The sequence below is a fragment of the Citrobacter sp. S46_ASV_140 genome, assembly GCF_018919545.1.
Lineage (GTDB): Bacteria > Pseudomonadota > Gammaproteobacteria > Enterobacterales > Enterobacteriaceae > Citrobacter > Citrobacter braakii.
Window position 1 is genome coordinate 17,089 of sequence record NZ_JAHLRC010000045.1, and the last position, 16,355, is coordinate 33,443.

General features: G+C 53.1%; 12 protein-coding genes, 1 pseudogene and 1 other annotated feature (1 of these 14 running past the window's edge). Of the genes and pseudogenes, 10 read left to right on the top strand and 3 right to left on the bottom strand.

Annotated elements, in window-relative coordinates; genetic code table 11:
• Positions 1-52 (top strand) — a sequence feature (Thr leader region) (it extends 75 nt beyond the left edge of the window).
• A 23-nt stretch (positions 53-75) separates the two neighbouring features.
• The 3 genes from thrA to thrC are packed head-to-tail and all read left to right on the top strand — an operon-like array spanning position 76 to position 4,759.
• Entirely contained in the window at positions 76-2,538 is a 2,463-nt protein-coding gene (gene thrA, locus KQJ19_RS13175) for a bifunctional aspartate kinase/homoserine dehydrogenase I (protein WP_047414492.1), read from the top strand.
• A 1-nt stretch (position 2,539) separates the two neighbouring features.
• On the top strand, positions 2,540-3,469 hold the full coding sequence (thrB, locus tag KQJ19_RS13180; RefSeq protein ID WP_019078325.1) for a homoserine kinase: 930 nt from the start codon (positions 2,540-2,542) through the stop codon (positions 3,467-3,469).
• Positions 3,470-3,472: 3 nt separating this feature from the next.
• On the top strand, positions 3,473-4,759 hold the full coding sequence (thrC, locus tag KQJ19_RS13185; protein ID WP_019078326.1) for a threonine synthase: 1,287 nt from the start codon (positions 3,473-3,475) through the stop codon (positions 4,757-4,759).
• An 84-nt stretch (positions 4,760-4,843) separates the two neighbouring features.
• Here thrC and yaaA read toward each other — a convergent pair whose 3' ends face one another.
• Both yaaA and KQJ19_RS13195 read right to left on the bottom strand, forming a co-directional pair.
• Entirely contained in the window at positions 4,844-5,617 is a 774-nt protein-coding gene (gene yaaA / locus KQJ19_RS13190) for a peroxide stress protein YaaA (protein WP_075847930.1), read from the bottom strand.
• 77 nt (positions 5,618-5,694) lie between these two features.
• Complete coding sequence (locus tag KQJ19_RS13195) at positions 5,695-7,125, bottom strand: sodium:alanine symporter family protein (protein ID WP_216403739.1); 1,431 nt, start codon at positions 7,123-7,125, stop codon at positions 5,695-5,697.
• A 274-nt stretch (positions 7,126-7,399) separates the two neighbouring features.
• On the opposite strand from KQJ19_RS13195, the gene tal reads away from it, so the two are divergent.
• The 3 genes from tal (at position 7,400) to KQJ19_RS13210 (ending at position 10,483) form a co-directional block, all read left to right on the top strand.
• Positions 7,400-8,353 (top strand): transaldolase, encoded by a 954-nt coding sequence (gene tal, locus KQJ19_RS13200; protein WP_016151631.1) that lies wholly within the window; start codon positions 7,400-7,402, stop codon positions 8,351-8,353.
• 110 nt (positions 8,354-8,463) lie between these two features.
• Complete coding sequence (gene mog, locus KQJ19_RS13205; protein ID WP_049281593.1) at positions 8,464-9,051, top strand: molybdopterin adenylyltransferase; 588 nt, start codon at positions 8,464-8,466, stop codon at positions 9,049-9,051.
• A gap of 124 nt (positions 9,052-9,175) precedes the next feature.
• The gene (locus KQJ19_RS13210) at positions 9,176-10,483 is read left to right on the top strand and encodes an MFS transporter (protein ID WP_047500141.1); all 1,308 of its coding nucleotides are present in this window, start codon (positions 9,176-9,178) and stop codon (positions 10,481-10,483) included.
• Positions 10,484-10,518: 35 nt separating this feature from the next.
• On the opposite strand, the gene satP is transcribed toward KQJ19_RS13210, so the two are convergent.
• Positions 10,519-11,085, bottom strand: coding sequence for an acetate uptake transporter (satP, locus tag KQJ19_RS13215; protein ID WP_047358362.1), 567 nt, complete (start codon positions 11,083-11,085; stop codon positions 10,519-10,521).
• Between the two features lie 611 nt (positions 11,086-11,696).
• Between satP and dnaK the strand changes: the two genes are divergently transcribed.
• From dnaK to nhaR, 4 genes and pseudogenes are all read left to right on the top strand, one after another.
• Positions 11,697-13,619 carry a molecular chaperone DnaK gene (gene dnaK / locus KQJ19_RS13220; RefSeq protein ID WP_016151634.1) on the top strand — a complete coding sequence of 641 codons (1,923 nt, stop codon included), beginning with the start codon at positions 11,697-11,699 and terminating at the stop codon, positions 13,617-13,619.
• An 85-nt stretch (positions 13,620-13,704) separates the two neighbouring features.
• The gene (gene dnaJ / locus KQJ19_RS13225; protein WP_008786151.1) at positions 13,705-14,838 is read left to right on the top strand and encodes a molecular chaperone DnaJ; all 1,134 of its coding nucleotides are present in this window, start codon (positions 13,705-13,707) and stop codon (positions 14,836-14,838) included.
• A gap of 209 nt (positions 14,839-15,047) precedes the next feature.
• Positions 15,048-16,214 carry a Na+/H+ antiporter NhaA gene (gene nhaA, locus KQJ19_RS13230; protein ID WP_016151635.1) on the top strand — a complete coding sequence of 389 codons (1,167 nt, stop codon included), beginning with the start codon at positions 15,048-15,050 and terminating at the stop codon, positions 16,212-16,214.
• 38 nt (positions 16,215-16,252) lie between these two features.
• A pseudogene (gene nhaR / locus KQJ19_RS13235) lies at positions 16,253-16,355 on the top strand (transcriptional activator NhaR); the annotation flags it as partial.

Below are 16,355 nucleotides of genomic sequence, written 5' to 3' on the forward strand. Positions count from 1 at the left end.
TACAGGAAACACAAGAAAAAGCCCGCACCTAAACAGTGCGGGCTTTTTTTTCGACCAAAGGCAATGAGGTAAACCATGCGAGTGTTGAAGTTCGGCGGTACATCAGTGGCAAATGCAGAGCGCTTTCTGCGGGTTGCCGATATTCTGGAAAGCAATGCCAGACAGGGGCAGGTCGCGACCGTTCTCTCTGCCCCCGCAAAAATTACCAACCATCTGGTGGCGATGATTGAGAAGACCATCGGTGGTCAGGATGCTTTAGCCAATATCAGCGACGCCGAACGCATTTTCTCTGAGCTGTTGGTGGGTCTTGCCGCCGCGCAACCGGGTTTCCCGCAGGCTCCGCTCAAAGCCTTTGTTGAACAAGAGTTTGCACAGATTAAGCACGTCCTGCACGGTATCAGCCTGCTGGGTCAGTGCCCGGACAGCATCAATGCCGCGCTTATTTGCCGTGGTGAAAAAATGTCGATCGCCATCATGGCTGGCCTGCTGGAAGCGCGCGGGCACAACGTGACGGTCATCGACCCGGTAGAGAAATTGCTGGCGGTAGGCCATTACCTCGAATCTACCGTTGATATTGCCGAATCTACGCGCCGCATTGCCGCCAGCCGTATTCCTGCGGACCATATGATTCTGATGGCAGGATTTACCGCCGGGAATGAGAAAGGTGAGTTAGTGGTGCTGGGGCGTAATGGCTCTGACTACTCTGCCGCCGTACTGGCCGCCTGTTTGCGCGCCGATTGTTGTGAGATCTGGACCGATGTCGATGGCGTATATACCTGCGATCCGCGCCAGGTACCCGACGCCCGACTGCTGAAGTCGATGTCTTATCAGGAAGCGATGGAGCTTTCTTACTTCGGCGCTAAAGTGCTGCACCCGCGCACCATTACCCCTATTGCCCAGTTCCAGATCCCGTGCCTGATTAAAAATACCGGCAATCCACAAGCGCCCGGCACGCTTATCGGTGCCAGCAGTGATGATGACGATTTGCCGGTAAAAGGGATTTCTAACCTCAATAACATGGCGATGTTTAGCGTCTCCGGCCCTGGGATGAAAGGCATGGTGGGGATGGCGGCGCGTGTTTTTGCCGTGATGTCGCGCGCGGGCATCTCGGTGGTGCTGATCACCCAATCCTCTTCTGAATACAGCATCAGCTTCTGCGTCCCGCAGGGCGACTGCGCGCGTGCGCAACGCGCCATGCAGGATGAATTCTATCTCGAACTGAAAGAAGGCTTGCTGGAGCCGCTGGCGGTGACTGAGCGTCTGGCGATCATCTCGGTCGTTGGCGATGGTATGCGCACGTTGCGTGGCATCTCGGCGAAATTTTTTGCCGCGCTGGCTCGCGCGAACATTAATATCGTGGCAATCGCCCAGGGCTCGTCTGAGCGTTCCATTTCGGTAGTGGTGAATAACGACGACGCGACCACTGGCGTGCGTGTGACCCATCAGATGCTGTTCAACACCGATCAGGTGATTGAAGTATTTGTCATTGGCGTTGGCGGCGTGGGCGGTGCGCTGCTGGAGCAGCTTAAACGTCAGCAAACCTGGCTTAAAAAGAAGCATATCGATCTGCGCGTGTGCGGCGTGGCGAACTCGAAGGCCCTGCTGACCAACGTCCATGGTCTGAATCTGGAAAACTGGCAGTCGGAGCTGGAAAGCGCGAAAGAGCCTTTCAACCTGGGGCGCTTAATTCGTCTGGTGAAAGAATATCATCTGCTCAATCCGGTGATTGTCGACTGTACGTCAAGTCAGGCGGTCGCGGATCAGTATGCGGATTTCCTGCGCGAAGGCTTCCATGTGGTTACGCCGAATAAAAAGGCCAACACGTCGTCGATGGATTACTACCATCAGCTGCGTTTTGCTGCGGCGAAGTCTCGTCGTAAATTCCTGTACGACACCAACGTAGGCGCGGGCTTGCCGGTAATTGAGAACCTGCAAAATCTGCTCAGCGCGGGCGATGAACTGCAACGTTTCTCCGGTATTCTTTCTGGTTCGCTGTCGTTTATTTTCGGCAAGCTGGATGAAGGCATGAGCTTCTCCGAGGCCACCACCATGGCGCGTGAGCTGGGCTATACCGAACCCGATCCGCGTGACGATCTATCCGGTACGGACGTGGCGCGTAAGCTGCTGATCCTGGCCCGTGAAACCGGTCGTGAGCTGGAGCTTTCTGACATTGTTATTGAGCCGGTCCTGCCAAAAGAGTTTGATGATTCCGGTGATGTTTCCGCGTTTATGGCGAAATTGTCGCAGCTGGATGACGCCTTTGCCGCGCGTGTGGCGAAAGCCCGTGATGAGGGGAAAGTATTACGCTATGTTGGCAATATTGAAGAGGATGGCGTCTGTCGCGTGAAAATAGAGGCCGTAGACGGCAACGATCCGCTGTTCAAAGTGAAAAACGGTGAAAACGCGTTGGCGTTTTACAGCCACTATTATCAGCCGCTACCGTTGGTTCTGCGCGGATACGGCGCGGGTAACGACGTGACGGCGGCGGGCGTATTTGCCGACCTGCTACGTACCCTTTCATGGAAGTTAGGAGTCTGACATGGTGAGAGTTTATGCCCCGGCTTCCAGCGCCAATATGAGCGTCGGGTTTGATGTGCTCGGAGCGGCGGTAACCCCGGTGGACGGTTCGCTGTTAGGCGATGTGGTATCCGTTGAGGCGGCTGACAATTTCAGCCTCAACAACCTCGGTCGCTTTGCCAATAAGCTGCCGCCTGAGCCGCGAGAAAATATTGTCTACCAGTGCTGGGAGCGATTCTGTCAGGAGCTGGGTAAAAGCGTTCCGGTGGCGATGACGCTGGAAAAAAATATGCCGATTGGCTCCGGGTTAGGCTCCAGCGCGTGTTCCGTTGTGGCGGCGCTGGTCGCCATGAACGAGCATTGCGGTAAACCGCTCAACGATACGCGCCTGTTGGCGATAATGGGTGAGCTGGAAGGGCGTATCTCCGGCAGTATTCATTACGATAACGTCGCCCCGTGCTTTTTGGGCGGTATGCAGTTAATGATCGAAGAAAACGGCATTATCAGCCAGCAGGTGCCAGGCTTTGATGAGTGGCTGTGGGTACTCGCGTATCCGGGGATTAAAGTGTCGACGGCAGAAGCGCGGGCGATTTTACCTGCGCAGTATCGCCGTCAGGACTGTATCGCCCACGGGCGGCATCTGGCTGGGTTTATCCATGCCTGCTATTCCCGTCAGCCAGGGCTTGCCGCGAAGCTGATGAAAGATGTTATTGCTGAGCCGTACCGTACCCGCCTGCTGCCAGGCTTTAGCCAGGCGCGTCAGGCGGTAGCGGAAATCGGGGCGCTGGCCAGCGGCATCTCCGGTTCGGGGCCGACGCTGTTCGCTTTGTGCGACAAGCCGGATACGGCGCAGCGTGTAGCAGACTGGCTGGGTAAAAATTATCTGCAAAATCAGGAAGGCTTTGTTCATATTTGCCGGTTGGACACGGCGGGCGCACGGGTACTGGGATAATCAATGAAACTGTATAATCTGAAAGATCATAACGAACAGGTCAGCTTTGCACAGGCCGTCACACAAGGGCTTGGCAAGAATCAGGGATTGTTTTTTCCGCACGATTTGCCGGAATTCAATTTGTCAGAAGTCGATGAGATGTTGAACCAGGATTTCGTTAGCCGCAGCGCGAAGATCCTTTCCGCATTTATCGGTGATGAAATCCCACAGGAGATTCTGGAACAGCGCGTGCGTGCGGCGTTTGCCTTCCCGGCGCCGGTTGCTCAGGTTGCCGCGGATATCGGCTGTCTGGAGCTGTTCCACGGCCCAACGCTTGCATTTAAAGACTTTGGCGGGCGCTTTATGGCGCAGATGCTGACGCATATCAGCGGTGACAAACCGGTTACCATTCTGACGGCGACCTCTGGAGACACTGGTGCGGCAGTCGCACATGCCTTTTATGGCCTGAAAAATGTGCGCGTGGTGATCCTTTATCCGAACGGCAAGATTAGCCCATTACAGGAAAAACTGTTCTGTACACTGGGTGGCAATATTGAAACCGTGGCGATTGATGGCGATTTTGATGCCTGTCAGGCGCTGGTGAAACAGGCGTTTGATGACGAAGAGCTGAAGGTAGCTTTGGGGCTGAATTCGGCTAACTCAATCAACATTAGCCGTCTGCTGGCGCAAATCTGTTACTACTTTGAGGCCGTGGCTCAACTGCCGCAAGAGGCGCGTAATCAACTGGTTATTTCCGTTCCTAGCGGCAACTTTGGCGATCTGACTGCCGGGCTGCTGGCAAAATCACTGGGCTTGCCGGTGAAGCGTTTTATCGCGGCGACCAACGTCAACGATACGGTTCCACGCTTTCTTGCACAAGGTGAGTGGGCGCCGAAAGCGACACAGGCGACGTTGTCGAATGCGATGGATGTCAGCCAGCCAAATAACTGGCCGCGGGTGGAAGAACTGTTCCGCCGTAAAATCTGGCGTCTGAATGAGCTGGGTTATGCCGCTGTTGACGATGCCACTACTCAGGATACGATGCGTGAGCTGCATGAGATGGGGTACACCTCAGAACCGCATGCGGCGGTGGCTTACCGTGCGCTTCGTGACCAACTGAACCCTGGCGAGTACGGCCTGTTCCTCGGTACTGCGCATCCGGCCAAGTTTAAAGAAAGCGTTGAAGAGATTCTTGACCTGACGCTGGCTCTGCCAAAAGCGCTGGCGGAACGCGCGGACCTGCCGCTGCTTTCTCATCACCTGCCTGCTGATTTTGCTGAACTGCGCAAGCTGATGATGACCCGCGGTTAACGGTTGTGCCCGCTGGCGCTTTGCTTAGCGGGCATACAAAACCAGTCGGCCGGATTGGGAGTTCGCCGCCATCCGGCCTTTTTACTACTGCTCCTGGCGCTTAAACACCAGTTCGCCATTTCCTGACGCTTCTTCATCAAAGAAATAGCCTTCGCTGTTAAAGGCGGTCAGCTGTTCTGGCTGCGTTAAGCGGTTCTCAATAATGTAGCGACTCATCAGGCCGCGCGCTTTTTTGGCATAGAAGCTGATGACTTTGAACTTACCGTTCTTCTCGTCGAGGAAGACCGGTTTGATAAGCTCCGCATTGAGCTTTTTCGGCTTCACGGATTTAAAATACTCATCCGAGGCGAGGTTAATCACCACGCTGTCGCCTTGCGCTTCCAGCGCTTCGTTAAGTTTATCGGTGATGGTATCTCCCCAGAACTGGTAGAGATCTTTACCTTTCGAATTGGCCAGACGAATACCCATCTCCAGACGGTAAGGCTGCATCAAATCCAGCGGACGCAAAACGCCGTACAGCCCGGACAACATCCGTAAGTGTTGCTGAGCGAAGTCGAAATCCGCTTCGCTGAAGGTTTCAGCCTGCAGTCCGGTATACACGTCGCCTTTAAATGCCAGAATGGCCTGGCGCGCGTTTTCCGGCGTGAAGTCAGGCTGCCAGTCATGGAAACGCGTGGCGTTCAGATCCGCCAGCTTGTCGCTAATTCCCATCAGCTTGCCAATTTGCGGAGCAGAGAGTTGGCGCGCCACGTGAATAAGCTGCTGAGAGTGATCCAGCAGTTCGGGCAATGTATGACGTGTCGTTGCCAGCGGACTTTGGTAGTCGAGCGTTTTTGCAGGTGAAATCAGAATCAGCATATCCAGTCCTTGCAGGAAATTTACTGCGACTTTAGCAAAAAAAACGACAGAATTGATCGATGGTTGCGATTGCCGCGCTATCCGCGCGGCGTCTTATCCCAGCTTTCGGGCGCAAGTTGTTGTCTGATATCAGGATAACGGCGCGGATCGAATTCTGGGCGCACCCCGAGTTTGCGTTGGCGTAGATAGTCGCAGGCGATCGTCTGCACAACCGGTGAAAGCAGCAGAATCGCCGTCAGGTTAGTGATGGCCATACACGCCATAATGATGTCCGCCAACTGCCAGATCAGCGGAACGCTGACTAACGTTCCGCCAATAACGGTGCTAACGGTGGCGATCCGTAATAGCCAGATGACGCGGATATTGTCCAGCTTCAGGAAAACGAGGTTATTTTCCGCATAGATGTAGTTGGCTACGATAGAGCTAAAGGCAAACAGAATCACAATTAACGCCACGAATCCGGCACCCCATTCTCCCGTCACTGAAACCATCGCTTTCTGGAGTAACTGGATGCCTTCCATCGGTACATAGCTGGCGTCATTACCCGCCAACAGAACAATCATCGCGCTGGCCGTACAGAGAATCAGCGTATCAACTAATACTCCGATCATTTGCACAATGCCTTGTGCCGCAGGATGCGGAGGCCAGGATGCTGCCGACGCGGCCGCGTTCGGAGTTGATCCCATTCCGGCCTCATTAGAAAACATACCGCGTTGAAAGCCGCTGGCAATGGCCTGGCTTAGTGTATACCCGGCGGCACCGGCTGCGGCTTCCTGCCAGCCAAAGGCACTTTTTATAATGGTCATGATAATGCCGGGGAGCTGCCCGAAATGCCAAAGACAGATGACGATGCTGCAACCGACCCACAACAGCGCCATCATCGGAACGAACCATTGCATCAGGCGGGCAACGCCTTTAATGCCGCCAATGATTGCCAATAATGACACTATTGCCAGTGCGATACCGGTAAAGAGGGGAGGGATATCAAAAGCAAAGGTCAGCGCATGAGAGACCGAATTTGCCTGAACGCTGTTAAAAATCAGGCCATAAGCAATGAGTAAAAAGATGGCAAAAAGAACGCCCATCCAGCGCATGCCCAGCCCACGCTCCATATACCACGCAGGACCGCCGCGAAACTGTCCCTTGCTGTCGCGCTCTTTATACAGTTGGGCAAGAGAGCTCTCGGCAAATGACGTCGCCATACCAATGATCGCCGAGACCCACATCCAGAACACGGCTCCCGCGCCGCCAGCGGCAATCGCCAACGCCACGCCCGCCAGATTTCCGCTACCGATACGTGCGGCAAGACTGGTGCATAAAGCCTGAAAGGAAGTTAAACCGCCCGGCTGCGGGCTGATGCTGTTTTTAAGACTTTTGCCAAACTGGCGAATATAGCGAAACTGAATAAACCCTGTACGCCAGGTGAACCAACATCCTGCGCCAAGCAGGAGGTAGATCATCACCGATCCCCAGAGTATTTCATTAATAAATGAGAAAAAATCAGGCATTAACATCCCTCTTGTTGATGCCGGCAAGCGCGAATATTCCCGTGTAAGCGCTACCAATAATCGACCAGTATATACCTTATAAGGTGATTGATTGCGGGAGTTTATCATAACAATCGTTATATCCCTTAATTGCGCATCACAGGCTTGGCGATGCGTAATCAGGGCTGAGCGGCTGGTCGGACAATCCAGGCGGTTGCGCTGAGAGTGCGTCGTGCTATCATCAGGGAAGATCGGTTACATCCCCCTAACAAGCTGTTTAAAGAGAATCGCTATCATGACGGACAAATTGACCTCCCTTCGTCAGTTCACCACAGTAGTGGCCGACACCGGAGACATCGCGGCAATGAAGCTGTATCAGCCTCAGGATGCCACAACTAACCCTTCTCTCATTCTTAACGCAGCGCAGATCCCGGAATACCGCAAGCTGATTGATGACGCTGTAGCCTGGGCTAAGCAGCAGAGCAACGACCGTGCGCAGCAGGTCGTCGACGCGACCGACAAGCTGGCAGTAAATATCGGTCTGGAGATCCTGAAACTGGTCCCAGGCCGTATCTCCACTGAAGTTGACGCTCGTCTGTCCTACGACACCGACGCGTCCATCGCTAAAGCAAAACGCCTGATCAAAATGTACAACGATGCTGGCATCAGCAACGATCGCATCCTGATTAAACTGGCTTCAACCTGGCAGGGCATCCGTGCCGCTGAGCAGCTGGAAAAAGAAGGCATCAACTGTAACCTGACTCTGCTGTTCTCCTTCGCGCAGGCGCGTGCATGTGCAGAAGCTGGCGTATATCTGATTTCTCCGTTCGTTGGCCGTATTCTTGACTGGTACAAAGCCAATACCGACAAGAAAGAGTATGCACCGGCAGAAGATCCGGGTGTGGTTTCCGTAACGGAAATCTACGAGTACTACAAACAGCACGGTTACGAAACCGTAGTTATGGGTGCGAGCTTCCGTAACATCGGAGAAATCATTGAGCTGGCAGGCTGCGATCGTCTGACGATTGCTCCGGCACTGCTGAAAGAACTGGCGGAAAGCGAAGGTGCTATCGAACGTAAACTGTCTTTCTCCGGCGAAGTGAAAGCGCGCCCTGCACGTATCACCGAAGCTGAGTTCCTGTGGCAGCACAACCAGGATCCAATGGCTGTAGACAAACTGGCGGACGGTATCCGTAAGTTTGCTGTAGACCAGGGTAAACTGGAAAAAATGATCGGCGATCTGCTGTAATCATTAGTGCGTGGCCCTGATATGGGTCACGCTACCTCTTCTGAAACCTGTCTGTCCTTCCCTTCGCAGTGTATCATTCTGTTTAACGAGACTGTTTAAACGGAATAATCATGAATACTTTACGCATTGGCCTGGTTTCCATTTCTGACCGTGCTTCCAGCGGCGTTTACCAGGATAAAGGTATCCCGGCCCTTGAAGAGTGGCTGGCGTCTGCCCTTACCACCCCTTTTGAGCTGCAAACGCGGTTGATCCCGGATGAACAGGCGATCATCGAACAGACCTTATGTGAGCTGGTAGATGAAATGAGCTGTCATCTGGTGCTGACTACCGGCGGAACGGGTCCGGCCCGTCGTGACGTAACGCCTGATGCAACGCTTGCCGTAGCCGACCGTCAGATGCCGGGCTTTGGTGAGCAGATGCGCCAGATAAGCCTGCACTTTGTGCCAACGGCGATTCTTTCCCGTCAGGTTGGCGTGATTCGCAAGCAGGCGTTGATCCTGAATCTGCCTGGACAGCCAAAATCGATCAAAGAGACGCTGGAAGGCGTGAAAGATGCTGACGGTAAGGTTATCGTGCCGGGTATTTTTGCAAGTGTACCGTATTGTATACAGCTATTGGATGGGCCGTATGTGGAAACCGCAGCGACTGTTGTAGCATCTTTTCGTCCTAAAAGCGCAATACGCGAAACAAATACCTGAAAGTAGCCCGATCGTGGCATAAGTACCAATGATAGTGGAGTATTGAATTGTTTACGATATAGTAATTTTTGCTTTACATATATCAACGAACAGATTCAATTACTTCACTGACTCATGGTTTGCTATGTCACAACACACTCGACCGCTGAATCGCCAGGATTATAAAACCCTTACGCTTGCTGCCCTTGGTGGTGCGCTTGAGTTTTATGATTTCATTATCTTTGTCTTCTTTGCCGCTGTTGTTGGCGAGCTCTTCTTCCCCGCAGACATCCCTGAATGGCTACGTCAGGTGCAAACCTTCGGCATTTTTGCCGCCGGCTATCTGGCGCGTCCGCTGGGGGGCATCATCATGGCGCACTTTGGCGATCTGGTCGGGCGCAAGAAAATGTTCACCCTGAGCATTTTGCTGATGGCAATACCGACGCTGGCGATTGGTCTGTTGCCTACCTACGCCTCAATGGGGATCCTCGCGCCGCTGCTGTTGCTGCTGATGCGTATTTTGCAAGGCGCTGCCATCGGCGGAGAAGTTCCGGGCGCGTGGGTGTTCGTGGCGGAGCATGTACCGGAGCGTCGCATCGGCATTGCCTGCGGAACGCTGACTGCCGGCCTGACGGTGGGAATTCTGCTGGGGTCGGTGGTTGCGACGCTGGTGAACACCAGCCTGACGCAGCAGGCGGTGCATGATTACGGCTGGCGTATTCCTTTCCTGCTGGGGGGCGTGTTTGGGCTGGTGGCGATGTACCTGCGTCGCTGGCTGCAGGAGACACCCATATTTCTCGAAATGCAGCAGCGTAAAGCGTTGGCGCAAGAGCTACCGGTGAAGTCAGTGGTGAGCAAACATAAAAAAGCGGTGGTTATTTCAATGCTGCTGACCTGGCTGCTATCGGCTGGGATTGTGGTGGTGATCCTGATGTCACCAGTCTGGTTGCAGAAGCAGTATGGCTTTGCGCCGGCGCTAACGTTACAAGCCAACAGTGTCGCTACCATTATGCTGTGCGTCGGTTGCCTGCTGGCTGGGTTTATTGTCGATCGGGTCGGCGCCAGCAAAACCTTTATTGTCGGCAGCCTGATGCTGGCCTGTTCAAGCTGGTTTTTCTATCACCTGACCGGCAGCCATCCCCAGCATTTGTTCCTGTTATACGGGCTGGTGGGGTTATGCGTTGGCGTGGTGGGGGCTGTGCCTTATGTGATGGTGCGCGCGTTTCCGGCGGAAGTCCGCTTTACCGGAATATCCTTTTCTTACAACGTGTCGTACGCCATTTTTGGTGGTCTGACGCCAATCGCCGTCACGATGTTAATGAGCGTGTCGCCAATGGCTCCGGCCTGGTATGTGCTGGCGTTATCGCTGGTAGGGCTAGGTTTGGGGATTTGGCTGCGACAGGATCTTTATCATCGCGATTCGAGCGTACAGGCAGAGTTACAGCGCTTGTAAGGAATATCCCCCCGTCAGGGGGGGATAGCATCAGATTAGTGCGCTTCACCAATCGGCAGGATGGTACGGCCAAACTGTTCGTTCAGCACTTCACCCATCGCCAGGTAAATGGCGCTTGCGCCACACACTAAGCCTACCCAGCCAGCAACGTGAATGATCGCTTCGTTACCCGCAATGTTGCCCACGGCCAGCAAGGCGAACAGCACTGTCAGGCTCAGGAACACGAACTGCAGCATGCGCGCCGCTTTCAGCGTACCGAAGAACATGAACAGAGTGAATACGCCCCACAGACCGAGGTAAGCGCCCAGGAACTGACTATTGGTTGCATCCGCCAGGCCCATTTTCGGCATCAGCAGGATCGCAACCAGCGTCAGCCAGAACGAACCGTAGGAGGTAAAGGCGGTTAAACCGAAGGTGTTGCCTTTTTTATATTCCAGCAGTCCGGCAAAAATTTGCGCGATACCGCCGTAGAAAATGCCCATCGCCAGAATAATAACGTCCAGAGCGAAGAAACCCGCGTTGTGCAGGTTAAGCAGAATGGTGGTCATGCCAAAGCCCATCAGGCCCAGCGGTGCCGGATTAGCCAACTTAGTGTTGCCCATAATTCCTCAAAATCATCATTGATTGAATGGTGAAATAGTTTCCCCGTATAACGATCGCTGTCTTCGGGGCGCGGCATGATAATCAGGGGAGAAGGCACTGTCTATGATCTAACGAAGGGAAAATGAATTATTTTCCCTGTGATGGGCATCACGCTTGCCAGTTACGGCGGTGCTGCTCAGCAGAAGGCCCATAAGCAGGCTGGCGGAAAGGGTTAACACAGATTTCATGGAGTTTCTCTTTGACGGCTGCAAAAGTGTGTGACTTCAGACCATATTACCGTCGTCATAAAAACGATTCATGCTCGTAATCTTTTATTTTTATTGCAATTTTTATGTGAATGGCTTTCCTGATTTAATTGGTTGTATGAATTAATTCTGGTTGGCGACTATTCATTTTTCTCTCTTTTTGCCTTTTTTCTGCGAATTTATTGCCACAAGGCTAAAAAAATTTTTCATGCCCCCCTTGATGACGTGGGTTACGACCCCATCTTGTAGACAACCGCAGTGGTGAGTCTGAAAAAAAACGATTCAGGGTAGTTGAAACCGCACGTTTCGCCCTTATTACAGATTCACAACCACATGATGACCGAATTTTTAGTGGAGACGTTTAGATGGGTAAAATTATTGGTATCGACCTGGGTACTACCAACTCTTGTGTAGCGATTATGGATGGCACTACTGCACGTGTGCTGGAGAACGCCGAGGGCGATCGCACCACGCCTTCTATCATTGCTTATACCCAGGATGGTGAAACTCTGGTTGGTCAGCCGGCTAAACGTCAGGCAGTGACAAACCCGCAAAACACCCTGTTTGCGATTAAACGCCTGATTGGCCGCCGCTTCCAGGACGAAGAAGTGCAGCGTGATGAAGCCATCATGCCGTACAAAATCATCGGTGCTGACAACGGTGATGCATGGATTGACGTAAAAGGTCAGAAAATGGCACCGCCGCAGATTTCTGCTGAAGTGCTGAAAAAAATGAAGAAAACGGCTGAAGATTACCTGGGTGAACCGGTAACTGAAGCAGTTATCACCGTACCTGCATATTTTAACGATGCTCAGCGTCAGGCAACCAAAGACGCCGGCCGTATCGCAGGTCTGGAAGTAAAACGTATCATCAACGAACCAACCGCAGCTGCACTGGCTTACGGTCTGGATAAAGAAGTCGGCAACCGTACTATCGCGGTTTATGACTTGGGTGGTGGTACTTTCGATATCTCTATTATCGAAATCGACGAAGTTGACGGTGAAAAAACCTTCGAAGTTCTGGCAACCAACGGTGATACCCACTTGGGTGGTGAAGACTTCGATAGCCGTATGATCAACTACCTGGTTGACGAATTTAAGAAAGATCAGGGTATCGACCTGCGTAACGACCCGCTGGCGATGCAGCGTCTGAAAGAAGCCGCTGAGAAAGCGAAGATCGAACTGTCTTCCGCTCAGCAGACCGACGTGAACCTGCCGTACATCACTGCAGACGCGACTGGTCCGAAACACATGAACATCAAGGTGACCCGTGCGAAACTGGAAAGCCTGGTTGAAGACCTGGTTAACCGTTCTATCGAGCCGCTGAAAGTTGCTCTGCAGGATGCTGGTCTGTCTGTTTCCGACGTTCAGGACGTTATCCTGGTCGGTGGTCAGACTCGTATGCCGATGGTACAGAAGAAAGTTGCTGAGTTCTTCGGTAAAGAGCCGCGTAAAGACGTTAACCCGGACGAAGCTGTAGCAATCGGTGCTGCCGTTCAGGGTGGTGTATTGACCGGTGATGTGAAAGACGTGCTGCTGCTGGACGTTACCCCGCTGTCTCTGGGTATCGAAACCATGGGTGGCGTGATGACTGCACTGATCGCGAAAAACACCACTATCCCGACCAAGCACAGCCAGGTGTTCTCTACTGCTGAAGACAACCAGTCTGCGGTAACCATCCACGTGCTGCAGGGTGAACGTAAACGTGCCGCTGATAACAAAGATCTGGGTCAATTTAACCTGGATGGCATCAGCCCGGCTCCGCGCGGTATGCCGCAGATCGAAGTTACTTTTGACATCGATGCCGACGGTATCCTGCACGTTTCCGCGAAAGACAAAAATAGCGGTAAAGAGCAGAAGATCACCATCAAGGCTTCTTCTGGTCTGAACGAAGAAGAAATTCAGAAAATGGTTCGCGAAGCAGAAGCGAACGCAGAATCTGACCGTAAGTTTGAAGAGCTGGTTCAGACCCGTAACCAGGGTGACCATCTGCTGCACAGCACTCGCAAGCAGGTTGAAGAAGCAGGCGACAAACTGCCGGCTGATGACAAAACTGCCATCGAGTCTGCACTGACCGCGCTGGAAACTTCTCTGAAAGGCGAAGACAAAGCGGATATCGAAGCGAAAATGCAGGCGCTGGCACAGGTTTCCCAGAAACTGATGGAAATCGCTCAGCAGCAGCACGCACAGCAGCAGGCTGGCGCAGCAGGTGCTGATGCTTCTGCAAACAACGCGAAAGATGACGACGTTGTCGACGCTGAGTTTGAAGAAGTGAAAGACAAAAAATAATCGCCCTTTGAACGGGTAATTACTGGCACGGGCGAAGAGGTTTCCTCTCCGCCCGTGCACGCATGTTAGGGGCAGATAAAAAGAGATGGCTAAGCAAGACTATTACGAGATTTTAGGCGTTTCCAAATCAGCGGAAGAGCGTGAAATCAAAAAGGCCTACAAGCGCCTGGCCATGAAATATCACCCGGACCGCAACCAGGGTGATAAAGAGGCCGAAGCCAAGTTTAAAGAGATCAAAGAAGCGTACGAGATCCTCACCGATGCGCAAAAACGTGCGGCTTATGATCAGTACGGCCATGCAGCGTTTGAGCAAGGCGGTATGGGCGGTGGCGGCGGTTTTGGCGGCGGGGCCGACTTCAGCGATATCTTTGGTGACGTGTTTGGCGATATCTTTGGCGGCGGTCGCGGTCGTCAGCGCGCCTCACGTGGTGCTGATTTACGTTACAACATGGATCTCACTCTGGAAGAAGCCGTGCGTGGCGTCACCAAAGAGATCCGTATTCCGACGCTGGAAGAGTGTGATGTTTGCCACGGCAGCGGTGCGAAGGCGGGCACGCAACCCCAGACCTGTCCAACCTGTCACGGTTCTGGTCAGGTGCAGATGCGTCAGGGCTTTTTTGCCGTACAGCAGACCTGTCCACACTGTCAGGGCCGCGGTACGTTGATTAAAGACCCGTGCAACAAATGCCATGGTCATGGTCGCGTTGAGAAGAGCAAAACGCTGTCCGTTAAGATCCCGGCTGGGGTTGATACTGGCGACCGTATTCGTTTAGCGGGTGAAGGTGAAGCCGGTGAACATGGCGCGCCAGCAGGCGATTTGTACGTTCAGGTGCAGGTAAAACAGCACCCAATTTTCGAACGTGAAGGCAATAACCTGTACTGCGAAGTGCCGATTAACTTTGCGATGGCAGCGCTGGGCGGCGAGATTGAAGTGCCGACGCTGGACGGTCGCGTGAAGTTAAAAATCCCGGGCGAAACGCAGACCGGCAAACTGTTCCGCATGCGTGGTAAAGGCGTTAAGTCAGTACGCGGCGGCGCACAGGGCGATCTGCTGTGCCGTGTGGTGGTTGAAACCCCGGTAGGCCTCAACGACAAGCAGAAGCAGTTGCTGAAAGATCTGCAGGATAGCTTTGGCGGCCCGACCGGCGAGCAAAACAGTCCGCGCTCTAAAAGCTTCTTCGATGGTGTGAAGAAATTTTTTGACGATTTGACGCGCTAATTCTCGACTCAATTATCTTTGATAAAAAGCCTGGGACTGAAAAGTTTCAGGCTTTTTTATTTCTGTTTTCCGTTCGGAAAATCCTGAACGACTTTATTTGAATAGCTCGTTAAAACCGATCTATTCATCATGAATAATCTAATTTTAACGAGCTTTCTGAAGGTGTAAGATAGTATTTACGAAGTATTCACCCAATAGAGAGAATAAAAGTGAAACATCTGCATCGTTTTTTTAGTAGTGACGCCTCGGGGGGCATCATTCTGATCATCGCTGCCGTGGTTGCTATGCTGATGGCAAATATCGGGGTTACCAGTGGATGGTACCACGCCTTTCTGGAAACGCCCGTTCAACTGCGGGTTGGCGCGCTTGAGATCAACAAAAATATGCTGCTGTGGATCAATGACGCGTTGATGGCGGTGTTCTTCCTGTTGATTGGTTTGGAAGTGAAGCGCGAGTTAATGCAAGGTTCGCTGGCCAGTCTGCGCCAGGCGGCGTTTCCGATCATTGCCGCTATCGGGGGCATGATTGTCCCGGCGCTGCTGTATCTGGCATTCAACTATGCTGACCCTATCACCCGTGAGGGTTGGGCGATCCCGGCGGCAACGGATATCGCTTTTGCATTAGGCGTGCTGGCGCTGTTGGGCAGCCGTGTCCCGCTGGCGTTGAAAATCTTCCTGATGGCGCTGGCGATAATCGATGACCTCGGCGCTATTGTGATCATCGCGTTGTTCTACACCAGCGATCTCTCGCTGTTGTCGCTGGGCGTTGCCGCGTGCGCGATCCTTGTCCTGGCAGCATTGAATCTGTGCGGTGTAAGACGTACCGGTATTTATATTCTGGTTGGCGTAGTGCTGTGGACGGCCGTACTGAAGTCTGGCGTGCATGCAACTCTGGCGGGCGTGATCGTCGGTTTCTTCATTCCGTTGAAGGAAAAACACGGGCGTTCACCGGCGAAGCGTCTGGAGCATGTTCTGCACCCGTGGGTGGCATACCTGATCCTACCGTTGTTTGCCTTCGCTAACGCGGGTGTCTCACTGCAGGGCGTCACCATTGATGGACTGACCTCGGTGTTACCGCTGGGGATCATTGCTGGCCTGTTAATCGGGAAACCACTGGGTATCAGCCTCTTTTGCTGGTTGGCGTTACGCTTCAGGATGGCGCAATTGCCGGAGGGAACGAATTTCCAGCAAATTATGGCGGTCGGCATTCTGTGCGGCATTGGCTTTACGATGTCGATTTTCATCGCCAGCCTGGCGTTTGGGACCGTCGATCCTGAGCTGATTAACTGGGCGAAACTGGGGATACTGATCGGTTCTTTGCTGTCGGCGGTAATAGGTTACTGCTGGTTACGCACCCGGTTGAACGCAGCAGCCTGACGGGATAACCCTTTCGTGACAATTTTCAGGGAGAGTGTATGTCTCATATAAACTACAACCACCTGTACTACTTTTGGCATGTATATAAAGAAGGATCGGTGGTTGGTGCAGCAGAGGCGCTTTATCTGACACCGCAAACCA